This is a genomic window from Virgifigura deserti (genome assembly GCA_003576685.1).
Classification (GTDB): Bacteria; Pseudomonadota; Alphaproteobacteria; order Dongiales; family Dongiaceae; genus Virgifigura; species Virgifigura deserti.
In genome coordinates this window covers 153,595-178,499 of sequence record QOZR01000004.1, presented here as the reverse complement: position 1 = coordinate 178,499, position 24,905 = coordinate 153,595, and the positions used below count along the sequence as shown (strand labels likewise).

The 24,905-nt window shown below is 65.6% G+C and carries 25 protein-coding genes; 11 read left to right on the top strand and 14 right to left on the bottom strand.

Going from position 1 to position 24,905, the window contains the following annotated elements; genetic code table 11:
* Positions 1–2: 2 nt before the first annotated feature.
* From DT069_RS08615 to DT069_RS08600, 4 genes are read right to left on the bottom strand one after another with little or no spacing between them, the layout of a single operon-like run.
* Entirely contained in the window at positions 3–1,466 is a 1,464-nt protein-coding gene (locus tag DT069_RS08615) for a TIGR03016 family PEP-CTERM system-associated outer membrane protein (protein ID WP_162913066.1), read from the bottom strand.
* Positions 1,467–1,473: 7 nt separating this feature from the next.
* The gene (locus DT069_RS08610) at positions 1,474–2,502 is read right to left on the bottom strand and encodes a P-loop NTPase (RefSeq protein ID WP_119459895.1); all 1,029 of its coding nucleotides are present in this window, start codon (positions 2,500–2,502) and stop codon (positions 1,474–1,476) included.
* A 37-nt stretch (positions 2,503–2,539) separates the two neighbouring features.
* A complete protein-coding gene (locus DT069_RS08605; protein WP_119459894.1) occupies positions 2,540–4,090 on the bottom strand; it encodes an XrtA system polysaccharide chain length determinant in 1,551 nt (516 codons plus the stop codon).
* Positions 4,091–4,113: 23 nt separating this feature from the next.
* Positions 4,114–4,752, bottom strand: a complete 639-nt coding sequence (locus DT069_RS08600; RefSeq protein ID WP_119459893.1) for an XrtA/PEP-CTERM system exopolysaccharide export protein — start codon at positions 4,750–4,752, stop codon at positions 4,114–4,116.
* Positions 4,753–5,351: 599 nt separating this feature from the next.
* Here DT069_RS08600 and DT069_RS08595 point away from each other — a divergent pair.
* The 5 genes from DT069_RS08595 (at position 5,352) to DT069_RS08575 (ending at position 9,627) form a co-directional block, all read left to right on the top strand.
* The gene (locus DT069_RS08595) at positions 5,352–5,657 is read left to right on the top strand and encodes a PepSY domain-containing protein (protein ID WP_162913065.1); all 306 of its coding nucleotides are present in this window, start codon (positions 5,352–5,354) and stop codon (positions 5,655–5,657) included.
* A 29-nt stretch (positions 5,658–5,686) separates the two neighbouring features.
* Positions 5,687–6,358: a response regulator transcription factor gene (locus DT069_RS08590; protein WP_119459891.1), complete on the top strand. Its 672-nt coding sequence runs from the start codon at positions 5,687–5,689 to the stop codon at positions 6,356–6,358.
* Positions 6,359–6,512: 154 nt separating this feature from the next.
* On the top strand, positions 6,513–7,865 hold the full coding sequence (locus DT069_RS08585) for an ATP-binding protein (RefSeq protein WP_162913064.1): 1,353 nt from the start codon (positions 6,513–6,515) through the stop codon (positions 7,863–7,865).
* A gap of 221 nt (positions 7,866–8,086) precedes the next feature.
* The gene (locus DT069_RS08580; protein ID WP_119460125.1) at positions 8,087–8,563 is read left to right on the top strand and encodes an RT0821/Lpp0805 family surface protein; all 477 of its coding nucleotides are present in this window, start codon (positions 8,087–8,089) and stop codon (positions 8,561–8,563) included.
* An 80-nt stretch (positions 8,564–8,643) separates the two neighbouring features.
* Positions 8,644–9,627 (top strand): phosphotransferase family protein, encoded by a 984-nt coding sequence (locus DT069_RS08575; RefSeq protein WP_119459889.1) that lies wholly within the window; start codon positions 8,644–8,646, stop codon positions 9,625–9,627.
* Here the strand turns inward: DT069_RS08575 and DT069_RS08570 are convergent.
* The 5 genes from DT069_RS08570 to argE all read right to left on the bottom strand — a co-directional run bounded on the left by DT069_RS08570 (position 9,624) and on the right by argE (position 14,451).
* Positions 9,624–10,442, bottom strand: coding sequence for a dienelactone hydrolase family protein (locus tag DT069_RS08570; RefSeq protein ID WP_119459888.1), 819 nt, complete (start codon positions 10,440–10,442; stop codon positions 9,624–9,626). The genes DT069_RS08575 and DT069_RS08570 overlap by 4 nt on opposite strands.
* A 78-nt stretch (positions 10,443–10,520) precedes the next feature.
* Positions 10,521–11,606, bottom strand: a complete 1,086-nt coding sequence (locus DT069_RS08565; protein ID WP_425450105.1) for an AbrB family transcriptional regulator — start codon at positions 11,604–11,606, stop codon at positions 10,521–10,523.
* The gene (locus DT069_RS08560; protein ID WP_119459887.1) at positions 11,603–12,583 is read right to left on the bottom strand and encodes a M14 family metallopeptidase; all 981 of its coding nucleotides are present in this window, start codon (positions 12,581–12,583) and stop codon (positions 11,603–11,605) included. The genes DT069_RS08565 and DT069_RS08560 overlap by 4 nt, the downstream gene beginning before the upstream one ends.
* Positions 12,584–12,609: 26 nt before the next feature.
* On the bottom strand, positions 12,610–13,272 hold the full coding sequence (locus DT069_RS08555; protein WP_119459886.1) for an HAD family hydrolase: 663 nt from the start codon (positions 13,270–13,272) through the stop codon (positions 12,610–12,612).
* 9 nt (positions 13,273–13,281) lie between these two features.
* A complete protein-coding gene (gene argE / locus DT069_RS08550) occupies positions 13,282–14,451 on the bottom strand; it encodes an acetylornithine deacetylase (RefSeq protein ID WP_425450104.1) in 1,170 nt (389 codons plus the stop codon).
* A 146-nt stretch (positions 14,452–14,597) separates the two neighbouring features.
* On the opposite strand from argE, the gene DT069_RS08545 reads away from it, so the two are divergent.
* Together DT069_RS08545 and DT069_RS08540 are read left to right on the top strand one after the other, a co-directional pair.
* Entirely contained in the window at positions 14,598–15,482 is an 885-nt protein-coding gene (locus tag DT069_RS08545) for an N-formylglutamate amidohydrolase (protein WP_425450103.1), read from the top strand.
* A gap of 227 nt (positions 15,483–15,709) precedes the next feature.
* Positions 15,710–16,207 carry a response regulator gene (locus DT069_RS08540; protein WP_162913063.1) on the top strand — a complete coding sequence of 166 codons (498 nt, stop codon included), beginning with the start codon at positions 15,710–15,712 and terminating at the stop codon, positions 16,205–16,207.
* 12 nt (positions 16,208–16,219) lie between these two features.
* Here DT069_RS08540 and DT069_RS08535 read toward each other — a convergent pair whose 3' ends face one another.
* A complete protein-coding gene (locus tag DT069_RS08535) occupies positions 16,220–16,987 on the bottom strand; it encodes an NAD kinase (protein ID WP_119459882.1) in 768 nt (255 codons plus the stop codon).
* Positions 16,988–17,177: 190 nt separating this feature from the next.
* Here DT069_RS08535 and DT069_RS08530 point away from each other — a divergent pair, with 190 nt between their 5' ends.
* Complete coding sequence (locus DT069_RS08530; protein WP_119459881.1) at positions 17,178–17,828, top strand: glycine zipper 2TM domain-containing protein; 651 nt, start codon at positions 17,178–17,180, stop codon at positions 17,826–17,828.
* A gap of 56 nt (positions 17,829–17,884) precedes the next feature.
* On the opposite strand, the gene DT069_RS08525 is transcribed toward DT069_RS08530, so the two are convergent.
* Together DT069_RS08525 and moaA are read right to left on the bottom strand one after the other, a co-directional pair.
* Entirely contained in the window at positions 17,885–18,331 is a 447-nt protein-coding gene (locus tag DT069_RS08525; RefSeq protein ID WP_119459880.1) for a protein tyrosine phosphatase family protein, read from the bottom strand.
* Positions 18,332–18,363: 32 nt separating this feature from the next.
* Positions 18,364–19,356 carry a GTP 3',8-cyclase MoaA gene (gene moaA / locus DT069_RS08520; protein ID WP_119459879.1) on the bottom strand — a complete coding sequence of 331 codons (993 nt, stop codon included), beginning with the start codon at positions 19,354–19,356 and terminating at the stop codon, positions 18,364–18,366.
* Positions 19,357–19,649: 293 nt separating this feature from the next.
* Between moaA and DT069_RS08515 the strand changes: the two genes are divergently transcribed.
* Positions 19,650–20,798, top strand: coding sequence for an adenylate/guanylate cyclase domain-containing protein (locus DT069_RS08515; protein ID WP_119459878.1), 1,149 nt, complete (start codon positions 19,650–19,652; stop codon positions 20,796–20,798).
* Positions 20,799–20,816: 18 nt separating this feature from the next.
* Here DT069_RS08515 and DT069_RS08510 read toward each other — a convergent pair whose 3' ends face one another.
* On the bottom strand, positions 20,817–21,686 hold the full coding sequence (locus DT069_RS08510; RefSeq protein ID WP_162913062.1) for a class I SAM-dependent methyltransferase: 870 nt from the start codon (positions 21,684–21,686) through the stop codon (positions 20,817–20,819).
* Positions 21,687–21,710: 24 nt separating this feature from the next.
* On the bottom strand, positions 21,711–22,601 hold the full coding sequence (locus tag DT069_RS08505) for a LysR family transcriptional regulator (RefSeq protein WP_119460123.1): 891 nt from the start codon (positions 22,599–22,601) through the stop codon (positions 21,711–21,713).
* Positions 22,602–22,717: 116 nt separating this feature from the next.
* Here DT069_RS08505 and DT069_RS08500 point away from each other — a divergent pair, with 116 nt between their 5' ends.
* Positions 22,718–23,710 (top strand): aldo/keto reductase, encoded by a 993-nt coding sequence (locus tag DT069_RS08500; RefSeq protein ID WP_119459876.1) that lies wholly within the window; start codon positions 22,718–22,720, stop codon positions 23,708–23,710.
* A gap of 166 nt (positions 23,711–23,876) precedes the next feature.
* Positions 23,877–24,623, top strand: coding sequence for an FRG domain-containing protein (locus DT069_RS08495; protein ID WP_162913061.1), 747 nt, complete (start codon positions 23,877–23,879; stop codon positions 24,621–24,623).
* Positions 24,624–24,905 lie beyond the last annotated feature (282 nt).

Below are 24,905 nucleotides of genomic sequence, written 5' to 3'. Positions count from 1 at the left end.
GCTTAGAACGCCACCCGTAGCCCCAAGGTCACGGCATTTTCGGTGTATTCGCTGCTCTCGTTATCGGCCCAACGTTGGGATCGGCTGTACGCGGCGAATGTGGCGATATTATCGGCCAGATCGTGCGAAAGCTGGATCCGCGCCAAGGCCGTATCGGTGTCGTTCGAGGCCGGGGAATCCACCTCGGCAAGGCGATAGGCCAAGTAGGTGCCGACGCGGGTGCTCTCCGTGAGGGCATAGTTCCACTGGGCCGACGTGGTGATCAGCGTCTCGTCCGACTGGAAGTCGAACTTGCGGCTTTCGTGCGTCGCCAGCAGGACCCAGTCGCTGCGCCCGTACACGCCGGCGAGGGAGGCCTGCAGGCGCTCGGCCAGATAGGTGTCGTCCTCGAGGCCCAGATCTTCGGAAAGGTTGGCCGGCAAGCCGGTGCGCGGGTCGATGATCACACCGTTCTCGTCGACGATGAAGCCGAAATCGTCCGTCCCGACACTGGTTGCGCCGATGACCAGGCTTTCCGCGTAGTTCGCCCGAAAGGTCAGGCGCGGTGTGATCAGATAAAGCGCCGACGCGGCAATGTCCGTTTGATCATAGCGACGGCCATAGGTGAACTGGAACTCGGTCCGTGGGCCGGGGCGGGCGAGAAAGCCGGCGTTCCAGACGATGCCGTCGATGTCGTCGCGCAGATCGTCAGACTCGATCTTCTCATAGCCGACGGTGCCGAGGAGCGAAAACTCCCGGACCAGCAGGTACTGGCCGGACAGGAGCGCCGTCTCGCGCGTCAGGTCGTCCTCTTCGTCGTCGGCATTGACGTCCTCATATTCGAGGTCGTTGGTCAGAAGCAGGCGGTTGAAGCGGCTGCCGGTCTCGGTCCGCAGGCTGGCGGCATTAGTGATCGTGTTGTCGAGGTCGTCTTCTTCGATATAGACGCGGTCGTGGCGATAACGCAGCTCTGAAGTGGCCCAGTTGCCGAACCGCTGAACCAGATAGGGGCTGATGCCGACCGTGTAGACGGTGGTCTCGTTTTCACGCCCGGATCCCGGCGATGCGGATATCGCGCTGAACGGGTTCTCGAGTTCGGTGCTGGCCGATCCGCGCGCATCGACGAAGAAACGCTCCTCCAGCAACTCGAACGTGCCGAGGGCGCGGATGTCGGGGCGCAGTTCGACATCGGTGTCGTCCTCGAAAATCGTGTCGAGGCTGAGGCCGGCATCCACGGCGACGTCGGAGCGCGCGCCAAGCGCGCGAATGCTCGTCGCGCCCGTGTTGGTCCAGATGATCGCTTCGTCGGCCTCGTCATCGGGATCGAGGTCGACGTTGTCGGTATAGGTCACCGAGGTCGACGCCGAGTTCGACACCGTGACCTCGGCCGACCAGGCTGCAGGCGCTGTCATCCAAACGACGACCGCCGAGGCGCAGGCGCTCAGGAATGCGATCCGCGTCGGCACGCGATCGAATCCGCTCGCCATCCCGAGGTCAGGTCGAAGGCGTCGAGTTCGGTTCGGTAGTGTCAACCTTCTTCTCCTGATAGGCGTCATAGTAGGTTCCGAACTCTTCGGCGCTACCTGGGGTGGTAGCCTTGTTAAGGACGAAGCTGACATTATCGCAAGGCTCCAGCAGTTCGAGGGCGGATTGCACGGCGCGCTGTGACGTCTGGTTCGCTTCCACGACGAACAGCACTTGCCCGACATGCTGGGCAATGGCAAGCGGCTCGGTGCTCGCCAACACGGGTGGCGCATCGAAGATGATGACACGGTCGGGATAGCGTCGCGCGATCTTCTCCACGAACTCCCGCATCTGGGGGCCGCCGAACAGTTCAGTCGCCGAGGCGACGGGCTCGCCGGACGGCAGCAAGGTCAACCGCAGCGAGTGGTCGCGCAACAGGACGTCGGCCATCTCGAGCGTCGGGTCCCGCAGGACGTCAACCAGTCCCTTGTTCGCTTTGAGGCCGAGGGTGCTCAAGACCGTCGGCCGCAGGATGTCGGCGTCGATCAGCAGCACGTTGTAGCCTTCATCGACGATGAAGCTGAGCGCCAGGTTGAGCGAGAGGAAGCTCTTCCCCTCCTCGGGGCGGGCGCTCGTCACCATGATGACGTGGCCGAGCGTTTCGTCGGCGTCGCCCACCTTCTCGCGCGCGAACAGCGTCATGCGCTGCATCAGGCGTCGCTTGATCAGGCGGACCTCCTCGGAAAGCCGGGACCGCCGGCCGTCCGGTGAGATGAAGCCTCGCGCCTTCAGCCGGGCCAGATCGATCTTGATCTCGGTGCTCCGGCGCTGTGCCGGAGCACCGATCGGGGCTTCGGGGGCTTCCGGGAAAACCCGGGGAGTGCCCTGGGGAGCACCTTGGGGAGCACCCTGGGGCGGCGGCGATTGAGGCGAGGGTTGCGGTTCCTGCTGCTCGCGGGCGGATTGTCCCGAGGCAAAGCCCCGGGCCGCGGCACGCTCGAGCAGGGAGTCCGTCCGGGATCGACCCATGCGCTGCGCGGCCTTGTCGATCAGACTCATGTTGGTTTCAGCTCCCTTTCCTGCTGCGGGCGCGTGGCTATGACCACAGCGTCTGGAGTTGACCGTAGACGCTATTCGACAGACCAACCAGATCGGGGAAGAGGAGCACAAGGGCGCCGAAGACGCCGACGAGCGCCACCAGACTCAAGGCGAGCGCCGAGACGTCTACGAGGTATAGCCGGTCACGAACCGTGCTCTGCACCAGCGACAGGCTGCCGAGCACCGGGACGCTGAAGGCGTCGCGCAACTGCGCGATGGTGGAGAACGAGTCCTTGAGCTGAATCTGGACCAGCGCGATGCCGACGCCCGCGGCGAGCCCGGCGAACAGGACACCCGTGAAGAACAGCGGGCGGTTCGGTCCGCTCGGCCGTAGCGGAACGACCGGCGGCTCAACGATCCGGAACTCCACGTTCGTCGTCTGATCATCGAGATTCTGTGCCAGTCGTGCGGATTCACGGCGCTCGATGAGCCGGTCGTAGTTTTGCCGCAGAACGTCGTAATCGCGCGTCATCTGAGCCAACTGGAGGGCGACCGGCGGGACCTCTTGGATGCGCTGGCGCAGCATCTGCACCTCGGCCCTCTGTGTCTCCAGGCGACGTTCGGTGAGCCGAATCTCGCGCTCCATCCGGTCGATTTCCCCCTCGAGTTGCAGATAGGCCGGATTGGGCAACTGGAGCGCGCCGGAGCGCTCGTTGGCAACCTGCTGCTCGGTCGAATCGATCATGCGCTGCAGGTTGATCACGGTCGGATGCTCCGCCGTATAACGGAGGCGCAGGTCCGTCATCTGCTGCTGCAGCTCTTCCAGGCGTTGCTGCGCGGGCGATGTCGCGGTCGCCGTGCTGGCGACCGTCTCCGGCGTCCGCGCAAGTTCGGCCCGCAGCTCGTCGCGCTGCCAGATCGCCGACTGCAACGCCGTTTCCAGCCGCTGGATCTCGAACTCGCCCTGCTGCAGCCGCCCGCTATATCGCTCCTGATAGTTCAGTTCGCTGGCGTTGTCCCGCTTGAACTCCGCGACGCTGGCCTCGGCCTCGCGGAGCCGACCTTCATATTCGGCGATCTGGGCGTCGATGAAGCGGCGGGCCCTCGCCATGTCCTGGCGACTGGTGCCGAGGTTCTGCTCGACGAAGATCGTCAGCAGCGATTGGACGACCCGCTGCGCCAGCTCCGGATCGTTGTTCTCATAAATCACCTCGAAAAGCTGGTCCCGCTGCGGAATCAGCTGCAGCTGAATTTGCAGCGCCCGGATCTTGGCCTCCGCCGCCTCCGGGCTGTCGATGCCGAGATCCTGATCGGTCATGCGAAGCAGCTCTTCCAGGTTCGGCCGCGTCAGGAGCGTACGCCGCATGATCTCGATCTGCTCCGAGATGTTCGGGCTGACGGCCAGGCCTTTCATCAGCGGGTTGAGCAGACTCTGCGTGTCGACATAGATGCGCGCGGTCGCCGTGTAGCGATCCGGCATCATCGCCACGATGGTCCAGCCGATGATGCTGACCAGCCAGGCGACGCCGACGACCAGCCATCGGCGCGCCCACAGCTCGGACAGATAGTACTGGATCAGAACTTTCGGGTTGATCGTATCTGGCAGCATCGCCTCGGCACCCTAGCGCGTTGCTAGAACCAGCTTTGTGGAATGATCACCACGTCGCCGGGCATGACCGGGACGTTGGCGGAGATGTCGCCCTCCTTCAGCAGATCGTCGAGGCGGGCGTTATAGGTCTGCTGCTGCTCGCCCGCGCGGCGGACGATAACGGCGCGGTTGCCCGCCGCGAAGTCGGTCAGGCCGCCGACCTCGATCATGACGTCAAGGAGCGTCATATTGGCGCGATAGGGGATGGCGCGCGGCTCCGTCGCCTCACCGACCACGCGAATCTGCTGATCGAACGGCCCGGAGAAGTTGCTGACGATCACCGTCACGACCGGGTCCTGCATATATTGGCGGAGCCGCTGCTCGATCTCGTCGCCGAGCTGGGACGGCGTCTTGCCGGCCGCCTGCAGATCCTGGATCAGCGGCGTCGAGATCTTGCCGTCGGGTCGTACCGGCACCGTGACCGAGAATTCCGGTGCGTTCCAGACAAAGACCTGCACGGTATCGAGCGGGCCGACGCGATAGTCGGCGGCCCCGGTGGCGGACGACTGAATCGTCTCCGGCGCCGGCGGTAGGCCCGTGCTCGCGCTGCATGCCGCGAGGACGACTGCAGCGATACCAACCCATAGGAACTTCGCGATAGCTCTGAAGGATTCTCCGGACACCTTATTGTACCTCCGCAAACCAGGTTTGTTGCACTGCCGCTATCTTGGCCGGAATCATGTGGGGCCGTTCCGGCACCTGATCTGCCTCTACCTGCGGCACCGCCTTCCTCGCATGTGTGTTGACTGACCGGAGGGGCGGATTTTCGATCAAACCGGTTAAACTTGGACTTACATTCAACCGATTCGATAAACTTACCTGTTCATAGTAATCCATAAAAGCTTGCAAGAAAAACGCGAAAACCACATTGCCCCAGGCGGCGTTTAAACCGGATACGGTCGAAGCCGGAGTATAGACTCGTCGCCCACCGAACAACAGCCCCGGCTGACGACAAGACGGCGATCGCCGGATTCGTGCCGGTCGCGCCGATCCGAATTTTGGCCAATAGGGAAGAACATGATGATTAACGCTCATCTCAAGGTGGAGTGAACGCGTAACGGCAGAATTGGTTCAAGGCGATCCACCTATCACGTTATCGCGGCCTGCTTCTGTGACAATTATGCCACAGGTTGGGGCGTGGGGGTACAAGCTGCTACAGTCGCCGGATGTGCCCGCGCTTTGTTCACCCGCTGTTCAGCGACGCAGCCGTAAGGCTCTCCCTATGCGTAGTCTTAGCTTGCTTTTGGCATTGTTGGTCGGCTTGACGGCCGCGCCGGCCTGCGCCGAAAGTGCGCAGGAGCGGGCGCGGGCGGCGGTCAAGGCGGGGGAGATCCGGCCCTTGCAGGACATCCTTGAGCGGGTGCGGCGCCAATTCGACGGCCGCGTTCTCGATGCCGAGCTCGATGAATCCGGTCGCGACCGCTGGGTTTACCAGATCAAGATCCTGACCGGCGACGGCGAGGTTCTGGCCCTGGCGGTGGATGCGCGGACGGCGGAGGTCCTGCGGGTGAAGGGCCGGCGGAATTAGACGGGGGATTAGACTCTGCGGAGAAGGATATGCGTTTGCTCGTCGTAGAGGATGATTCCAGCCTCGCGGGCCAGCTGATGCGCGCCCTGCAGGAGGCCGGCTATGCGGTCGATCTGGCGTCGGATGGGGAGGAGGGGCTCTTTCTCGGGGAGACGGAGCCCTATGATGCCGTCGTCCTCGATCTTGGCCTGCCGGTCATCGATGGCCTCACCGTCCTCGACCGATGGCGGCGGGCCGGCCGCGCCATGCCCGTCCTGGTCCTGACTGCCCGCGACCGCTGGAGCGAGAAGGTGGCCGGATTCGACGCCGGGGCCGACGACTACGTGGCCAAGCCGTTCCGAATGGAGGAAGTTCTGGCCAGGGTTCGGGCGCTGATTCGCCGCGCCGCTGGACATGCCTCGGCCGAGCTCGTCTGCGGGCCGCTCGCCATCGACACGCGCAGCGCGCGGGTAACCGTCGATGGTGCCGCGATCAGATTGACGGCCCAGGAATATCGGCTGCTGTCCTACCTGATGCACCACCAGGGCCGGATCGTCTCCCGCACCGAGCTGACCGAGCATATCTACGATCAGGATTTCGACCGGGATTCCAATACCATCGAGGTCTTTGTCGGTCGCCTGCGGAAGAAGCTTGGCGTCAACCTGATCAGTACTGCCCGCGGCCTCGGCTATCGGATGACGTCGCCGGGCGCCGAGTCATGACCGGAACCTCGATCTTTCGGGCTGCGGCCCTCCCGATCGCCGGGGCCGCCGAATGAAGCCATCCGTTCGGCAATCCCAGCAGCGCTCCCAGGGGCGGTCCCAGGGGCGCTCCCAGCAGCGATCTTGGCGACCGCCCTGGCATCCGGCCGGTTCCTTGGCCCTGCGACTCATTGCCGGGGCCGGCCTATGGATCGCGGCGGCGCTCGTGGTCGGCGGGCTCCTGCTGTCGGCGCTTTTCCGGGACTATGTCGTGCGCAGCTTCGACGCGCATCTGACCGTCCTGCTCGAAAGTCTGATCGCGGTGACCGAGATCGACGAGGAGGGCAGGCTGGTCCTGACCCGCCCGATCGGCGAGCCGCGGTTCGATCAAGTTTATTCGGGCTGGTACTGGCAGATATCGGCTGGAAACGAGATTCTGCTTCAATCTCGCTCGCTCTGGGACCAGACGCTGCCCCGAGGCTTGTCCCCCGACGGGGAGTTCGATGGCCCGGTCAGCCGGTCCGATATCCGTGGGCCCGAGGGTCTGTCGCTCCGGGCCGTCGCGCGCACGATCAGCCTGCCGGGGTCGGCCGATCGGTTCCGCTACCAGGTCGCTGCGGACGATCGCGAGATCGGCGACGAGATGCGGGCCTTTAACGAGGCGCTGACATGGTCCCTGAGCGCGCTCGGCTTCGGGTTGCTTGCGGCCGTCTTCATTCAGGTGCGGTACGGCCTGCGGCCGTTGCGCCGCGTCGGCGCCGGGATCGCTGCGATACGCTCTGGCCAGGCGACCCGGCTCGAAGGAAGTTTCCCAAGCGAAATAAACCCCCTGTCTGATGAAATTAATGTTTTGCTTGAGCATAACGCCGCTGTGGTCGAACGCGCTCGTGCCCATGTCAGCAATCTCGCCCATGCGCTCAAGACGCCGCTTTCAATCCTGACGAACGACGCCGATAGGGCGACGGGGCCGTTCGCCGATACGGTGCAGCGCCAGGTCGGGGTGATGCGCCGGCAGGTGGATCATTATCTCGCTCGGGCGCGCACCGCGGCGACGAGCGAACTGCTCGGTGCCCGGACGGCGGTGCCGCCGGTGGTCAACGATCTCTGCCGGACGCTGGGGCGGATGTATCCTGGGCGCAACATCCAGGTCGATCTGTCGGAAAGGCGCGCCTTGCAGTTCCGGGGCGAGCGGCAGGATCTGGAGGAGATGCTCGGCAATCTGCTCGATAATGCCTGCAAATGGGCTAAATCACAGGTGCGGCTCACCGTCTTTCTCAAGAGCGGCTATCTCGTCTTCAAGATCGAGGACGATGGACCTGGCCTCGCCGATGATCAGCGCGCCGCCGTGTTCCGCCGCGGCAAGCGATTGGACGAGACGGTTCCCGGAAACGGCCTGGGTCTCGCGATCGTCCGCGAGATCGCGGAACTCTATAACGGCGAGGTTGCGCTCGAGCGAGCGCCGATGGGCGGGCTCTGCGCGCTTCTCGTTCTTCCCCCGGCGGAATCCGCGCCCGCCGCTAGAGCCTGATCCGATCACATCGGATCGATGTGATCGGATCAGGCTCTAATTATTTGAATTAGAGGACGATTCATCGATCAGGTTGGGCCAACCTGATCGGATCGTACTCTAGCGGCGTTTTAACTTTTCTCCGAACATGAATGGTGGATGAACGGGCCGCTCATGTCCGGTTCAGTCCGCCGATGTCACTTTGCGCGCGTTTGCAACCTTTCGACGCAAAGGACTCCCTCATGAGACTGATCCATTCCGCGCTCGTTGCCGTTCTGGTGATTGCCCTCGGCGGCTGTTCCACCTCCCACTACGGATCGAAGGAATCCGGCGGGACGCTTCTCGGCGCGGTGGCCGGCGGGCTTGCCGGCTCGCAGATCGGCGGCGGCCGGGGAAAGCTGATCGCGACGGGCGTCGGCACGCTGCTCGGCGCCTTCATCGGCAACGAGGTCGGCCGGTCGCTCGACCGCGCTGACCGGATCTATGCGACTCAGGCCGCGTCGACGGCGTTCGAGAGTTATCCGGACGGACGCTCCGTTCGCTGGCAGAACCCGAACAGCGGCAATTCCGGTTATGTCGTGCCGACGCGCACCTATGAAGCCGCTCCGGGACGCTACTGCCGGGAATACCAGACGTCGATCGTCGTCGGCGGCCGCACCGAGACCGGGTACGGCACCGCCTGCCGGCAGCCGGACGGAAGCTGGCAGGTCGAGAGCTGAATTGCCGCAAGGCCCCCGGACGGCACCGACAGTCTCCAATCTTATGGATGCGTGCGAGGCATTGGCTTTAGAGTGGGCCTGTGAGGGAGCGCTGGACACGGAGCACGCCGGAGCTGCGGCTTGATCATGCCGCGGTGGGCCTGTTGCTCCGACCGGTCTTCCCGGATGCAGAGGTTGCCGGGATCGAGCGCACCAAGGGCGGCCTCATGAATACCAACATCCGGGTCGAGCTTTCCGGCCGCGCCGAACCGGTTCTGCTCCGGCTTTACCAGCGCGACCCGGCACTGGCCCTCAAGGAGATGCGGCTCGGCCGGGAGATCGCCTCGCGGGTGCCGGTCGCGCGGTTCATCCATTTTGCCCATGACAATCCCGTCACCGGGCGCCCCTACGCTCTTATGGAGTGGATCGACGGCAAGCATCTCGAAACGGTCGTGCCGACGCTCGACGACAGCGCCCTGACGACGCTCGGCGCGTCCGTCGGCCGCACGCTGGCGGCCATCCACAGTTTCACCTTCGACAAGCCGGGCTTCTTCGATGCCGATCTGCGCGTGCCCGAACGGATCGACATCGATGCGGGCGGCCTGCTCACCTATCTCCGGCACTGCCTGATCGAGGGGCGTGGTGGCCGGCGGCTCGGCCCGGAGCTCACCGCCGATGCCTTCGCCGTCGCGGAACGCGAAGGGCACCTGCTCGACGAGTGGCTGCACCAGCCGTGCCTTGTCCACGCGGACTTCAACGGCTCGAACATCCTGATCCGGCAAAGCGCGGAGTCGGACGATTGGGAGGTGGCAGCGGTGCTCGACTGGGAGTTTGCGTTCAGCGGATCGCCGGCGTTCGATTTCGGCAATCTCCTGCGGCCGCCGCTCCAGGAAGTCGAGACGTTCTTCGCGGAGGTGACGGAGGGCTATTGCCGGGCGGGAGGCGTGCTTCCGCAGGAATGGCGGCGCATCGCCCGGATTGCCGACCTCTTCGCCTGGGCGGATTTCCTCAACCGACCGGAAACGACGGCGCCGCTGATCGAGAGCGCCCGTGCGGCAATCGGGAGTCTTCGAGAGCGGGATTAGAAACTCGCCCGCACGAGGAAGTTCCAGAGGGCGACACGTGATTCGCCATAGATCAGGGCGTCGTGCAGGGTGCCGTCCGGCTCGAAGATCTCGACATAGCGGCTGCCGCCGCTTCGGTGGCGGCAGAGGCCGCCGGCCGTCGGCCATCCGCTGTGGCGGTGCCACCGGTCGTTTCGCGAGATCAGGATCAGGGTCGGGGTGGTGTCCCGCAGGCTGACGCCCAGCCGGCAGGTCGCGCCGATGGCGATGCGGCCGCGGATCGCCGGACGCGTCGTGTCCGGCGCGTAATCGAGGACCGCGTCGCCGCCCTCGCCATATCCCGAGATGAAGATTTGCTCCGGATCGACCCACGGAAAGGCCAGCACGCGCGCGAGAGCGTATTCAAGCTCCTGCTCACGCATCTCCTGCACCGCCCGGACCGGTGCGTCGGCGAACCGCAGCCGGCGTTCCAGGTCGCAGGTGATCGGCCGATTCTTGCGCCTCTGGCTGTCGGGCACGAAGACGACATAGCCCAGCGACGCCATGAACCGCGCTTGGCTTCGCAGGTCGAGCTGGCGGCCCGGATCGCCGCAGTCATGCAGGTGGATGATCACGCCGCGCGGCTCCGCGGCGGTCAGCGACTTGAGAATGCGACCCATATAGGCCGCCCGGGCCAGCCCGCCGATCACGACCCAGCGATAATCCTCGTCCTCGATCCGCACGAACGCCGACGCGCCATCCCAGGTCCGTGGGACATCGCCGGCGGGCGAGGCGGCGCGCGCCGGAGCGGCGAGGAGGGCAAGGGCAAGCAGGCCGAAGACCCATAGGCAACTCATCGGATGATCGCTCCGTCATGCGCGAACGCCGGTGGAGGCAGTTTAAGGATTCGGTCGCGGCCTCGGAAGGCCGCTGTCCTATTCGCGTCTCGGTCGGTGCCACCGCAGCAGCCGGAAGGTGAACGGCGCCGCCACGACGATGATGAAGATCCGGATGACGTGATGGGTCGCGACGTAGGCCGCGTCGATCCCGAGCGCGAGGGCGATCAGGCTCATCTCGGCGACGCCGCCCGGCGCGAAGGCCAGCAGCACCGCCTGGGTCGGCAGACCCGTCAGGGCATGCAAGGCCAGGCCGAAGGCGGCGGTGATGACCAGAAGCAGGACCGTCGCACCGACGGCCAGCGCCAGCGCTCGCAGGATCGTGGCAAGCAGGATGCCGACGAAGCGGGTGCCGATGCTCGCCCCGACCACCAGCTGGGCGGCGGCGACTAGCCCTCCCGGAGGCCGCGAGTCCGTAAGGCCGCTGAGATGAACGGCAGCGCTCAGCACCATCGGCCCCACCAGGGCGCCGGCCGGCAGGCGGGCGCGGCGCGCCGCGAAGAAGCCGACGACACCGCACAGAAGCAGGATCGCCACGTCCTGCAGCGGAATCGTCGACGCGGCGTCGCCGAGCGGCGGCCGGTCGGCCGGCTCGTAGCCGCCGAAGAGCTGGAATCCGATGGGCAGGACGAGCACGATCAGCAGGATGCGCGCGGCGTGGCTGAGCGAGATCGCGCGCTCGTCCCCGCCCAAGGCGCTGCCGGCCAGGATCATTTCGGTGATGCCGCCGGGCGCTGCCGCGAAATAGGCGGTGGTGCGATCATAGCCGCCGAACCGCCGGTAATAGACTTGGCACAACGCCGTCGCCACGGCGACATAGAGGAACAGCGCCGCCAGGCTGCCGGTCCATTGCGGCAGCCGCTCCAGCAGGTCGGGGGTGAAGGCGCTGCCAAGCATGACCCCGAGCACGACCACCATCAGGTTGCGCAGCCGCATCGGCAGCGCGATCGGCAGGCCGCTCACCGCCGCGATCGTCGTGGCCGTCATTGCCCCCAGCATCCAGGCCAGCGGCAGGCCCAGCCACTGGAAGAGCGCTCCGCCGGCGGTGCCGATCGAGAGCGCCAGCAGGATTGCGGGCAGACGGCGGCGATTAGCCGCCGCGGAGAGGGACTCCTGCAGTCTCACGCGATGAATCGCCCCAGGCGAACGGCGGTCTGCCCGCGGACGAGGCAGCGCGTCGGCATCACCAGCACACAGGAGTCGTAGGGCGTGACGACCGGGCGGCCGTCATCCTCGGCGATCACCGTGCCGGCTTCCGCGATCACTTCGAGGCCGCGATAGGGCGCGGCGAAGCGGAACCGGTCGGATCGGGCGATGACCGCCTCGGTCACCTCGACGATTCGTTGTTGCGCCGGGACGGTCCCGCTCAGATGGCGCGCGGCGATCGCGGGATCGATCGTGCCGAGATGCAGGAGGAAGCGCAGCGCCATGTCGATCGCGACGCCGGCGCTGCTACGCTCCCAATGCTGGCCGCATTCGACCAGCAGGGCGTTGCGCGGGCTGGCGGGGTCGGCGAACGCGCCATAGTCGCGCAGCCGTCGGCCCGACGCATGGCCCGGGTCGCAGACCACGACGGCCGGGAAGCCGATCGCCCGGGCCAGGCGCCGGCCCTTCTCCAGCGGACCCGCCAGAGCCAGCGGCTCCGTCTTATGCTGCATCGAGTGAAGATCCAGCAGGAAATCGGCTTGGTCGACGACCGGTCGCAGGCTCCGCGCGCGGCGCAGCTCGCTGCTGTGGCGTCGGCCGTCCAGCACGGCCGGCGACCAGAGGCGGTTGAAGTCCTCGTCGACATAGCGCGACTGGGTCGGCCTGCCGGGGTCGAACCGGGCGAAGGCATCGGTATTGGCGAAGGCGAGGGTGAGTGTGCCGGCAATCGGGCGGATCTCGTTCCGCAACAGAAAATCGAGAGCGACCGCGCCGCAAAGCTCGTTGCCGTGGACCAGCGCCGTCACCAGCGCATGCGGGCCGGGCCGGCCGCTGTCCAAGCGCGTCACGAACGGCACGCCAGTGTTGCCGTCGCGGTAAGGCGAGATGTCCGGCGCCTGCAGCTCGATCGGGCAGGGTTCGATGGTCGGGTCAGGAGAGATCCCGGGAGAGATCATGGAACGCAAAACCAAATCGACAGCCTTCACGGATTCGTCGGGATGCCCTGAGCCTCCAATGGTCGCTCCGGGCCGTCGAGCAGCCCGAGCGCCGTCAAGTCCCGGCGCAGCGCCTGCGGCGAGCGGAAGCGGAGGGCCGTCATGCCCGCGGCCTGTGCCGCCGCCACGTTCGGCTCGGAATCGTCGATGAACAGCGTCTCGCCGGCGGTCAGGCCGAAGCCGTCGAGCAGGTGCCGGAAGATCTCCGGATCCGGCTTCTTCAGGCGGATCTCGCCGGAGACGACGATGCCGTCGAACCATTGCAGGAAGTCGAAGCGGCGGCGGGCGATCGGGAATTTCTCCGCCGACCAGTTGGTGAGCGCATAGAGCGGCATCCGCTGCGCCTTGAGCGCCGCCAGGATCTCGACCGATCCGGCGATCGGCCCGGCCAGCATCTCCTCCCACCGTGCATCATAGGCCTCGATCAGCGCGGCATGGGTCGGATGCTGGGCGACGAGGAGGGCGACGGCGTCGGCGAAGGGGCGTCCGCCATCCTGCTCCTCGTTCCAGGCCGGGGTGCAGACTTCGGTGAGGAACGCCTCCATGCCGGCCTCGTCGCCGTCGAACAGCTTTCGATAGAGATAGCGGGGATTCCAGTCGATCAGCACGCCGCCGAGGTCGAACACCGCCGCGCGAATGTTTGATGCCATGCGGGACGCTCAGGCCGCCGGTTCGCAAACGCGGTCCATCAGCCGATGCATGAACCGCTCGCAGAGCGCGATCTGCTCGAGGCTGACGAACTCGTCGGGCTTGTGCGCCTGGTCGATGCTGCCCGGACCGCAGATGATCGTCGGGATGCCGATATTCTGGAACAGCCCGCCCTCGGTGCCGAAGGCAACCTTGCCGACGTCGTTGCCGCCGCTCAGCGCCTTGGCTAGCGCGACGACCTCCGCCTCTTCCGGCGTGTCGAGGCCGGGGAAGGCGGAGATCTCCTCCCAGCTGAAGCCGGTGTCCACCGCGACCGCGTGCATCGCCGGCAGCAGCTCCTGCTCGGCGAAGCGCTGCACCTCGGCCAGCATTGCCTCTGGATCGTCGCCGGGCAGGTAGCGGAACTCGAAATCGAAGCTGCAGTCCTTGGGCACGATGTTCAGGGCCGTGCCGCCATGGACCAGCCCGGTATGGACCGTCGTGTGGGGAATATCGAACTCCTTGTCCCTGGCGCCTTCGGTCGCGATCCGGTGTCCCATGCGCCGCAGATAGGCGATCACCTCGGCGGCGAACTCCACTGCATTGACGCCGCGCGGGGCCAGCGACGAATGGCACTCGAAGCCTCGCACCCGACAGCGCACGCTCTTCTTTCCCTTGTGGGCGACGATCACCTTCATATCCGTCGGTTCGCCGACGATGCAGGCCGCCGGCCGGATCGGCATGTCGCGCAGCACCTCCAGCAGCCGGCGGATGCCGACGCAGCCGACCTCCTCGTCATAGGACATGACGAGATGGAGCGGCGTCTTCAGGTCCCGCTTCAGGAAGTCCGGCGCCATCGCCAGGGCGACGGCGAGGAAGCTCTTCATGTCGCTCGTGCCGCGGCCGTAAAGTCGCCCGTCCTTCTCCGCGACCTGCCAGGGATCGGTGTGCCACTCCTGCCCGTCGACCGGCACCACGTCGGTATGGCCGGAGAGCGCAATGCCCGGCCGGTCGGTCGGGCCCAGCGTCGCATAGAGATTCGCCTTGCCGCCTCCTTCGTCGAAGACGAGGCGGCACTCGATCCCGAGCTCGCCGAGATAGCCGCGGACGAACTCGATCAATTCGAGATTGGAGTTGCGGCTGGTAGTGTCGAACGACACCAGCCGTCGGATCATGTCGAGACTCGTGACGAGTTGGGGCACTTGGACTCTTCCGATCGTTGGCATTGATAGCCTATTTTCGAAGGTCGCAATTATGGCCGAGCCTCGGCGGTCGCGCCAGCCCTGCATCATCAGAAGTCGGGGATCACGAGACGTCGGGCCACCGCCGAGAGGAGAGGTGCAGATCATTGTCCTGCTACATGATTCCCGAGGTGCTGGCGCGTCATGACCCGCCGCCCGAATGCCCGGCCGCGCCGGTCGTCTTCGACTCGCCGCATAGCGGGACGGTCTATCCGGCGGACTTCGCCTTCGCCGCCCCGTTCGATATTCTGCGGCGGGCCGAGGACGCGTTCGTCGACGAGTTGTTCGCCGACGCGCCGCGCCGCGGCGCCTCGCTGCTCACGGCTCTGTTCCCGCGCAGCTATATCGATCCCAACCGCCATGAGGCGGAGATCGACCTCAATCTGTTCGACGAGCCCTGGCCCTATCCCGTGCTGCCGAGCGAACGCTGCGAGCGCGGGTTGGGACTGGTCCGGCGGCTGATCCGGGCGAGGACGCCGGTCTATGACCGCCGGCTCACCGTCGCCGAGGTCGAGGCACGGATCGCCCGCTTTCATCGGCCCTATCATGCCGAGCTTCAAGCCATGCTCGACCGTGCCCACGAATCGTTCGGCGCGGTCTGGCACGTCAACTGCCACTCGATGCGCGCGCTCGGAAAGCGGACCGGACGGGGCAAGGCGGCGTTGAAGGGCAAGGCGCGGGACGATTTCGTGCTCGGCGACCGGGACGGCACGACCTGCAGCGCGCGCTTCACGGAAATGGTCCGCGAAACGCTGATGGAGCTCGGCTACAGCGTCGCCGTGAACCATCCGTTCAAGGGCGCCGAGCTGGTCACGCGGCACGGCGATCCGGCGGCGAGCCGCCACAGCCTGCAGATCGAGGTGAATCGTCGCCTCTATATGGACGAGGCGCGGGTCGAGAAGACGGCAGGCTTCGACGCGCTCAAGGCCGACATCGATCGGCTCGTCGCCGCCATCGTCGATTATGCGCGGGACGAGACCGGATGCCGCTGAGCGGAATCACGGAAAAGCAAACGCTGATAGCAGGTTAGCCGGCTCTCCTATCGTTCTCCGCAAAAAAATCTTAAAGTTCATGCAGCGCTGTAGCTCGATCGCTCAACGAGTCGTCGCGAGCGACCAATTTTCCTGTGGTCGGCCTGGAACTTTGTCAGCTTTGTCACGTTACTAGAAACAAATGTTACGTCCCGATGAAAACAGCCCGAGCGAAATCTGGAACTCTCATGGCTTTCCAATCGGCACCAATCGTAACGCGTGACGCCGTCGACCGGCTGACAGCCGAGCAGTCCGGCGACCTCCGGTCCCTTGTGCGTTCGGAAGGGCGGGAGCGGGCGAGTCTTCTGATCGTCGAGGACGAGGCGCTGGTCGCCCTCTCGATGGCCGAGATGCTCACCGCCGCCGGCTATGAGGTTCTCGGCACGGTCGCTTCGGGCAGGGCCGCGCTGGAGGCCGTGGCGAAGCAGGTGCCCGACCTCATATTGATGGACATCACCCTGCGCGGGCCGATGGACGGTATCGAGACGGCGCAGGCGCTCCGGGCGATCGCGACGGTGCCGATCCTCTATGTCACGGCTTATTCCGAAGGTGCCATCATGGACCGGGCGCAGGCGACCGGGCCGGCCGGCTATCTGCGCAAGCCCTTCTACGGCCAGCAGCTCGAACAGGCCGTAGCGGCGGCGCTGACGGTTCAGGGGGCGAATCGGGTCGAGGCGAACTGCTAGCCCGGCGAGCGGCTATGCCTGGAACTGCTCCATCAGGATTCGTTCTTCGAGATTGTGCGCCGGGTCGAACAGCAGGTTCAGCACCGTGCCCCGGTCCTCACGAACCCGGACCTCGGCGATGTTCCGCACCTCGGTATAGTCGGCGACGGCGCTGACCGGCCGCTTGGCCGATTCGTGGATCACGAAGGTGATCTCCGCGCTGTGCGGCAGCAGGGCGCCACGCCACCGCCGCGGTCGGAAGGCGCTGATCGGGGTCAGTGCCAGCACGTTCGAGCCGATCGGCAAAATCGGCCCGTGCGCCGACAGATTATAAGCCGAGCTGCCGGCCGGGGTCGCGACCAGTACGCCGTCGCAGACCAGTTCCGGCATTCGCACCACCCCATCGATCCGGATGCCGATCTTCGCCGCCTGACGGGTCTCGCGCAGCAGCGACACCTCGTTGAGGGCGAGTGCCCGGACCGTTTTGCCCTCGATGGTGCGCGCCGTCATCGCCAGCGGGTGCAGCCGCGCGACCTGCGCGACGGCGAGACGCGCCGGCAAATCCGATTCGTCATACTGGTTCATCAGGAAGCCGACGGTGCCGCAGTTCATCCCATAGATCGGCACGCCCCGCTTGATGGAGCGGTGCAGGGTCTCGATCATGAATCCGTCGCCGCCCAGCGCGACGATCACGTCGGCGTTCTCCGGGTCCGTCGACGGATAGCGCGCCGCGAGCCGCTGTCGCGCGGCCTGCGCCTCCTCCGTATCGGCGGCGACGAACGCGATGTTCTGGGTCGTCACCCTCGTCCGCTCCCCTGGTAGTTGCTGCCCCGAGATGCGGCCGGAGTATAGCGCAGCGGCAGCGGCATGCCAGCGCAAGGCGACATCTCCGATGAACGGCGGATGAACGGATCGCTCAGCTTGGATTCAGCTGGGCCTTGCCAGGATCGATCGGAATTCGTGCGGACCTTCCAGGGGACAGGGCGACATCATGAAGATCGCAGGATACCGCTTCATCGCACTGCTGGTCGCGGCGACGCTGGTCGCGACCGCGGCCGACTCCGGGTCAGCCCTTGCCGATCCGCCGCCCTGGGCGTCCGCGCACGGCTATCGGGCGAAGCACAAGCACAAGCATAAGCATAAGCATCGGCACCGGCACGAATACGAGCACCACCGCCACCATCATTATCATTATGATCACGACCGCTATTCGAACCATGACCGTCTGCCCTTTGGCATCGATCTCGGCCTTTGCAACCGCGAACTGCTGGGCAGCGTTCTCGGCGGCGCGGCGGGCGGAGTCGTAGGATCGCAGATCGGCAAGGGTTCGGGCCGCACGGCCGCGATGATCGGCGGCACGATCATCGGCGCCCTGATCGGCGGCGGCATCGGCCGGTCCATGGACCGGGTCGATTTCGGCTGTCTCGGCCAGACGCTGGAGCACGCGCCCGACAGTCGGCCGGTGATCTGGCGCAATCCCGGCGGCGTTCAGTATCAGGTGGTCCCCCACGGAACCTACGAGAACCGCTTCGGCCGCTATTGCCGCGAATACACCACCACAGCCACGATCGGCGGCCGCACCGAGCGGATCTACGGCACCGCCTGCCGCCAACCCGACGGCGCCTGGGAACTGGTGAGCTAAGCAGAGCTTGTTGAAAATCTCCCTCCCGCAAGGGGAAGCGCGCGCTGTAGGCGTCTCTATCCTCCGGCCCGCTCCCGCCGCAGCCGGGCGACCAAGTCCGGCAGAGATTGCAGGTCATAGCCGCGTTTCGCCGCTTCGGCGACCAGCGCCGACGGATCGGCGTCGCCGTCGAGCGCCCGTCCGGCGGCCCAGAGCAGGTAGGAGCGGGTGCCGCTTCGGCAATGCGCGACGACCGGCTGCGGGCTTTCCCGCACGGCCCGCGTGACGGCCGCCACGTCCTGCGCCGTGATCGTGCCGGTCGTCACCGGAATATAAATGTAGGTCAGGCCGAGTCGCTCCGCATCGGCGCGGATCTCGGCCGCGGTCGGCTGGCCGGGTTCTTCGTCGTCCGGCCGGTTGTTTACGATCGTCCGATATCCGCGTTGCGCCAGGGCGGCGACGTCGGTCTTGTCAAGTTGGGCGGTCACCGCGAAGCCCGGCGCGACGTCCGTGGGCGGTTTCATGATGCAGGTCCTCCGACTCGAAGGGGCGAAGCTTACCCGCCGGTGACGCTCATATGGCGGCCGACGGCGGGACGGTTGTGTCGGCGGTCGATGATGAAATCATGGCCCTTCGGCTTGCGCGCGATCGCCTCGTGAATCGCTGTCTCCAGCAATTCGTCGCTCTCGCTTTGGCGCAAGGGCGCACGCAGGTCGGCGGCGTCCTCCTGGCCGAGGCACATATAGAGCGTGCCGGTGCAGGTCAGCCGCACCCGGTTGCAGCTCTCGCAGAAATTGTGGGTCAGTGGCGTGATGAAGCCGAGCCGTCCGCCGGTTTCCTTGATGCGGACGTAACGCGCCGGGCCGCCCGTGCGGTAGTCGATCTCGTCGAGCGTCCATTTCTGGGCCAACCGGCCGCGTAGCACCGAAAGAGGCAGATACTGATCGACGCGCGTCTCGCCGCCGATGTCGCCCATCGGCATCACCTCGATGACGGTGAGATCGAAGCCCTGCTCGCCGCACCAGGTGATGAGATGGTCGAACTCGTCATCATTGACGCCCTTGAGCGCGACCGTGTTGATTTTGATCTGCAGCCCGGCCGCCTTCGCCGCCGCCAGCCCGTCGAGCACCTTGTCCAGCTTGCCCCAGCGGGTGATCGCCGCGAACTTATGCGGGTCGAGCGTGTCGATCGAGACGTTCAGTCGCCGCACTCCGCATTCGGCCAGCTCGGCCGCGTGCTTGGCGAGTTGGCTGCCGTTGGTGGTCAGCGTCAGCTCCTCGAGCGCGCCGCTGTCGAGATGCCGCGACAGGCCACGGACAAGGCTCATCACATTGCGGCGCACCAGCGGCTCGCCGCCGGTCAGCCTCAGCTTCTTGACGCCCAGGCGAACGAAGGCGCTGCAGACCCGGTCGAGCTCCTCCAGGGTCAAGAGCTCCGCCTTCGGCAGGAAGGTCATGTCCTCGGCCATGCAATAGACGCACCGGAAATCGCACCGGTCCGTCACCGACACCCGCAGATAACTGATTGTTCGGCCGAATGGATCGATCATCGCTCCCCGTCCTCGTCTTTTCGCCGTCGAGGCCTCCGGCCCCGTTCTTTAGGTAGGGCTTACTATACGGGGCTTGAAGGAAAATTTCTTCCCTATTGGGAATAGGGATTTTTTCGGCCGGTCCGTCCTGAATATCAAGCCGGGCGAACCGCTACCATTCATCTCATCCGCCATGTCCGTGGCGCCGCATCCGCGAGTCGGATGGGCCGGTTCGAGACGGAAGGGTTGATCAGATGTAACAAACTGCCATCTGAGAAATATCGGCTTGGATCGCTTGGCCGAGAGGCCATTTCATGACCGAACGGGACACCGCACGGCTGCCGGCCGAGACGAGCGAGGATCGCGGCTTCAAACTCGTCCTCCCGTTCGGCGCGCTTGCCTTCATCGGTGCACTCGGCTCGCTTGTGGCCTGTTACGGCGTTCTCCTCGCCGAAACGTTATCGGGCCCTCAGTCGTTCACGGTCAATCCCCACCTTCAGGCGGCCGTCATGTGCGGCCTCGGTCTGTTCGCCGTCTATGCCCTGTGGCGCGACCGCAAGGAACATGAACGGCTTCTGCCCCTGGCAGTCGGCGCGACCGGCGTGGCGGTCCTGATCTTCGCAATGTATGTGCATTACGACTTCGATCTCGAGGCCCTGGCGTACGTCCTGCTCGTCGGCTCCGCGCTGTTGAACCAGAACGCCATGGTGGGCTCGCTCTACCGCACGGTTCAGCGGCAGGCGCTGCAGATCCGCGACTTCAATCAGAACCTGGAGGACAAGGTCCAGCGCCAGGTCCGCGAGATCGAACGCCTCGGCCGACTGAAGGGTTTTCTGGCGCCGCAGGTCGCGGAGCTGGTCATCGCCGAGGGCAAGGAGGCGCTCCTTGACAGCCACCGCCGGTACATCGCCTGCCTGTTTTGTGACATTCGCAACTTCACGTCACTCTCGGAAAATGTCGAGCCGGAGGAGATCATTCTTCTGCTGCGGGCCTACCACGAGCGGATAGGCAGCCTGGTTTCCAAACGGCACGGTACCATCGGCTACCGAGCCGGTGATGGGTTGATGGTCTTCTTCAACGATCCCATCCCCTGCGAACAACCGGTCCTCGATGCTGTCGAACTCGCACTTGAGATCCAGGAGGTTTTGCAGGACCTGCGCGAGCACTGGCGGCGTCTGGGACATTCGATCGGCATCGGCATCGGCATCGCGAGCGGATACGCGACGCTCGGATTGGTCGGCAATCAGGGCCGTGCCGATTACACGGCCATCGGAAATGTCGTCAATATTGCGTCCCGGCTCTGCGATCAGGCCAAGGACGGCGAGACCTTGATCGACCAGCACGCTTATCTCGACGTTGAGGGCCAGATTGAGGCGAGAGCGTGCGGCGCACGCTCACTGAAGGGCGTCGGCAACCCGGTCGAAACCTACAGCGTGGCCGAACTGCACGATTCGCGCCCATAACAGTGGGGCGGACTTGTTTCAGCCTTCCTTCCACGCCACCAAGCTGTAGCTCATCGGCGGCCGAATGGGGGACTCGGCGATCGGCGTGAAGACCGAGATGTCGTGCGGATATTCCTCGAAGGCCTCCAGCGCCAAGCCATTCGCCAGACAGCCGGCGATCACGTCCGACAGCTTATGGTGGAACCAGTACATCGGCTTCGACGGGTAGCGCGCCTTGCCCCAGTAATCCAGGCCGTACTCGTTCCGAAACGGCTCCGTCTGGAAATAGGAGTAGCGGAGCGCCAGCGGATCGGCCGTGTCGCCCGGCTCGAACATATCGAGAATGGGGTGCTGCTCATAGATGAAGAGCCATCCGCCGGGCTTCAGCAGATGCGCGGCGACGGCGAGGAACTCCGTCAGGTCCGGCATCCAGCCGAGCGCGCCGATGGTGATGGTGACGAGATCGAAGCTTTCGTCATAGTCGTGCGGGATCGCGTAGATGTCGGTGGCGACGAAGCTGCAATCGATGCCGCCCGCCGCCGCCAGTTCGCGCGCCTGCTCGATGAACCCCTCGGAGATGTCGAAGCCGACGCAGCGGCCGGCGCCAAGGTTCTTCACCGACAAGAGCTCGCGGCCATTGTTGCAGCAGAGCTGCGCGACATCCTTGCCGTCGATGCCGATGCGCCGAAGGATCGCCGTCTCGATCGGGTCGAGGCAGGAATGGCCGGGCTCGCTGAATTGTGCGATGAGCTCGGCGAATTTGCGTTCCCGGTGAATCGGCGCCGCCTCGTCCCAAGCCTGTCGGTTTGCGGCCGTATAGTCGTCGCGCTGCATGTGCTGCTCCGTCCGATGGTTCCGGATTTTGACGGAGACGACGTCAGTGCGCAACCTACGGCGCCTTTCGATCATGTCTCGGCTCATGGTCAGGTGTCGTTAGACGCTCTTACGGGTGAAATCGATGAAGGCGCGCAGGGCGGCGGGGACGTGGCGACGGCTCGGATGGTAGAGGAACGGTCCCGGGAAGCTCGGGCACCACTCGCCGAGCAGTCTACATAGCCGTCCATCCGCGAGTTCGTCGGCCACATAGTCTTCGAATGTCGCCCAGACGCCGACACCGGCGATGACGGCGCGCTTCTGGAGGACGATGTTGGTGGATGTCAACCGCGCGGGAGGGTCGAGCCGGACGATTTCATCGCCGCGCTCGAACTCCCAGGCCGGGGTGACTCCGCTCGGGAAGCGTTGGCGGATGCAGGGATAGCGCATCAGGTCATGGGGCGTGGCGGGCACGCCATGGGCGGCCAGCAGCTCCGGGGCGGCCGTCACGACGAAGCGCTGCGGCGGGCCCAGCGGGACGGCGATCATGTCTTGGGCGAGATGCTCGCCCCATCGCACGCCCGCGTCATAGCCTTCCTTGACGATGTCGATAAGGCTCGTTTCGGCGACGATCTCGAGTCGCACCTTCGGATATGCCTTCAGGAAATCGGCGACGATCGGCGCGAGGACCAGCTCGACCGCCGGCGCCGGGGCGTTGATCCTTACCGCTCCCGCCGGGGCGCCGTCCTCTCCCTGAATTTCGCCGACCGCTGCCGCGATGTCGGCCAGGGACGGGGACAGCCGTTCCAGCAGCTTCGCCCCGGCCTCCGTCGGCGCGACGCTGCGCGTCGTGCGATTCAGGAGACGAACCCCGAGATGCGCTTCCAGATCCCTGATGGTCTGGCTGAGGGTCGAGGGCGAAACCCCGCGTGCCGCGGCTGCCCGCCGGAAACTGCGATGCCGCGCAACGGCGGCGAACGCGTCCAGATCCCCAAGATCAATGACCGGCATTGTGCGAAATTCCGAACAGCCCATGCGGAATTATCCATCTTATCGCATGGCGGCCCGTTTCATAGCTTTGCGTTCAGTAATCAACGCATCAGCAATCAACGCAAAGGAGCCACGCCATGATCACCCGTTCGCTCGGCCGCACCGGCCCCGAGGTTTCCGCGCTGGGTCTCGGCTGCATGGGGATGTCCGACCTCTACGGGCCCGCCGACCGGTCCGAGAGCTTGGCCACCCTCCACGCTGCGATGGAGGCGGGGATAACGCTGCTGGACACCGGCGACTTCTATGGGATGGGCCACAACGAGATGCTGATCGGCGAGGCGCTGAAGGGCCGAGCCCGCGACGCGGTCATCCTCAGCGTCAAGTTCGGCGCCCAGCGCGGGCCCGCCGGAGACTGGCTGGGCTTTGACGCCCGCCCACAGGCGGTGAAGGCGTCGGCCGCCTACAGCCTCAAGCGGCTGGGCGTCGACCATATCGACATCTACCGGCTGTCCCGCCTCGATCCGGCGGTGCCGATCGAGGAGACGGTGGGCGCGATCGCCGAGCTGGTCCAGGCCGGCTATGTCCGCCATATCGGCCTTTCCGAAGTCGGCGCGGAGACGATCCGGCGCGCCCACGCCGTCCATCCGATCGTGGACCTCCAGATCGAGTATTCCCTGATCTCGCGCGGGATCGAGGACGGGATTCTCGCGACCTGTCGGGAACTCGGCATCGGCATCACGGCCTATGGCGTGCTGTCCCGCGGCCTGATCAGCGGCCACTGGAGGACGGGCACGAGCGGTCCCGGCGATTTCCGCAGCCACAGCCCGCGTTTCCAGCCCGGTAACGTGGAGCAGAACCTCGCACTCGTCGACGCCCTGCGCGCCGTCGCCGAGTCCCGCGGCGTCACCGCGGCACAGCTCGCGATCGCTTGGGTCCTGGCGCAAGGCCGGGACATCGTTCCCGTGATCGGCGCCCGCCGACGCGACAGGCTGGAAGAGGCGTTGGGCGCGCTCGCGCTGGACCTCGGCCCGGACGATCTGGCCGCCATCGAGCGCGCCGCCCCGCATGACGCCGTCGCGGGCGAGCGCTACGCGCCGGCGCAGATGGCGATGCTCGACAGCGAGCGGTAGGTTTGAACCGCCCGCAGGCTGCCGATGCCGACGGTTTGTCGTTGGCCCTTGTCTGGCGCCCGACATTCGCACCGGCGGCGATGGAACGCGCCGCCCGAACCGGACGTTTTCCTTGTCCGACGGTTGCCGCCCGCTAGCACGGTCACTCCGCGCGAACTCATCTGCCATGGCCGAAACGCCGTTTCAACGCTTCCTTGACTGGACGGTCGGGTTCAAAGGCCGCAGCGCTCTGTTCCGCGGCGTCAGCGTGCCGCACCAGATGTGGCCGGCGGCGGTCCGCTCGTTCTTCCGTTCGCAGGGGCGGCCGATCGGCACTGCCGACCCAGAGACGCTCACCGCGTTCCGCGGCTACGAGGCCCGGATGTTCGAAGGCTTCAAGCGTGAAGCCGTGCTGTTGACCGAGGCCGTTCCGCGCGACGACTGGCAGTGGTTGGGCCTGGCGCAGCATTACGGCCTTCCGACGCGACTGCTCGATTGGTCGCGGAGTCCGCTTGTGGCCCTGTACTTTGCCGTGTCCGGGAGACGTGAGGGCGCGGTGCGGATCTATGCCTATGACGGGGGGCCGCTCGGCACGGAAACCGGCTTGTTTCTCGATTCGGCAGCACAAGACGGCCAACCACCCCTGGCATTCGAGGCCGAAATCGCGCGCGTCGCTTTGCCGGTGATCACGTCGCGCATGGCGGCGCAGGAAGGTGTCTTCACGATCCAGGGCAATCCGCTTCGCGACATCCACGAGGTCGCCGGCGCCCGTCTGACCTGGCACGCGATCGAATCCTGCGAGCGCGACGATATCCGGGCCGACCTCTACCGCCTCGGCGTCAACGCGGCCTCGCTGTTCCGCGATCTGCAGGGGCTCGCGGAGAGCCAGCGCTGGCTGCTGGAGACCTACATCCCGCGGTTCTCCGGGAACTAATCCGCGGCCGGCTTGTTTGGCGCAGCAGTCCCGTCATCACCGCATGTTCGCCTTGTCGCCTTAGCCGGTGGTCCGGGAGCGGCGATGGTTACGACGTGTTCCTGCGCAAGCCGTCCAGGGAGCCATATTACGCGAACTTGCCGCCAGGATACTCCGCAACTAGATGTAGCTCACCAATACGAGCCGCTTCCGCCGGCCATTGCGTATATCATGCTCACAATGCAACATTAACCCAGGTTCCGGCGGAGCCGGTCGCCCATGTGTGCTCTCTCTTCTGCGGAA

What these genes read in the sequence shown, in the direction of transcription:
- DT069_RS08540 (WP_162913063.1), top strand. Translation starts at nt 15,710, where the DNA reads ATGGCTTTCCAATCGGCACCAATCGTAACGCGTGACGCCGTCGACCGG.
- DT069_RS08560 (WP_119459887.1), bottom strand. Translation starts at nt 12,583, where the DNA reads ATGATCTCTCCCGGGATCTCTCCTGACCCGACCATCGAACCCTGCCCG.
- DT069_RS08590 (WP_119459891.1), top strand. Translation starts at nt 5,687, where the DNA reads ATGCGTTTGCTCGTCGTAGAGGATGATTCCAGCCTCGCGGGCCAGCTG.
- DT069_RS08515 (WP_119459878.1), top strand. Translation starts at nt 19,650, where the DNA reads ATGACCGAACGGGACACCGCACGGCTGCCGGCCGAGACGAGCGAGGAT.
- DT069_RS08530 (WP_119459881.1), top strand. Translation starts at nt 17,178, where the DNA reads ATGAAGATCGCAGGATACCGCTTCATCGCACTGCTGGTCGCGGCGACG.
- DT069_RS08525 (WP_119459880.1), bottom strand. Translation starts at nt 18,331, where the DNA reads ATGAAACCGCCCACGGACGTCGCGCCGGGCTTCGCGGTGACCGCCCAA.
- DT069_RS08580 (WP_119460125.1), top strand. Translation starts at nt 8,087, where the DNA reads ATGAGACTGATCCATTCCGCGCTCGTTGCCGTTCTGGTGATTGCCCTC.
- DT069_RS08495 (WP_162913061.1), top strand. Translation starts at nt 23,877, where the DNA reads ATGGCCGAAACGCCGTTTCAACGCTTCCTTGACTGGACGGTCGGGTTC.
- DT069_RS08615 (WP_162913066.1), bottom strand. Translation starts at nt 1,466, where the DNA reads ATGGCGAGCGGATTCGATCGCGTGCCGACGCGGATCGCATTCCTGAGC.
- DT069_RS08610 (WP_119459895.1), bottom strand. Translation starts at nt 2,502, where the DNA reads ATGAGTCTGATCGACAAGGCCGCGCAGCGCATGGGTCGATCCCGGACG.
- DT069_RS08595 (WP_162913065.1), top strand. Translation starts at nt 5,352, where the DNA reads ATGCGTAGTCTTAGCTTGCTTTTGGCATTGTTGGTCGGCTTGACGGCC.
- moaA (WP_119459879.1), bottom strand. Translation starts at nt 19,356, where the DNA reads ATGATCGATCCATTCGGCCGAACAATCAGTTATCTGCGGGTGTCGGTG.
- DT069_RS08555 (WP_119459886.1), bottom strand. Translation starts at nt 13,272, where the DNA reads ATGGCATCAAACATTCGCGCGGCGGTGTTCGACCTCGGCGGCGTGCTG.
- DT069_RS08500 (WP_119459876.1), top strand. Translation starts at nt 22,718, where the DNA reads ATGATCACCCGTTCGCTCGGCCGCACCGGCCCCGAGGTTTCCGCGCTG.
- DT069_RS08570 (WP_119459888.1), bottom strand. Translation starts at nt 10,442, where the DNA reads ATGAGTTGCCTATGGGTCTTCGGCCTGCTTGCCCTTGCCCTCCTCGCC.
- DT069_RS08510 (WP_162913062.1), bottom strand. Translation starts at nt 21,686, where the DNA reads ATGATCGAAAGGCGCCGTAGGTTGCGCACTGACGTCGTCTCCGTCAAA.
- DT069_RS08505 (WP_119460123.1), bottom strand. Translation starts at nt 22,601, where the DNA reads ATGCCGGTCATTGATCTTGGGGATCTGGACGCGTTCGCCGCCGTTGCG.
- DT069_RS08605 (WP_119459894.1), bottom strand. Translation starts at nt 4,090, where the DNA reads ATGCTGCCAGATACGATCAACCCGAAAGTTCTGATCCAGTACTATCTG.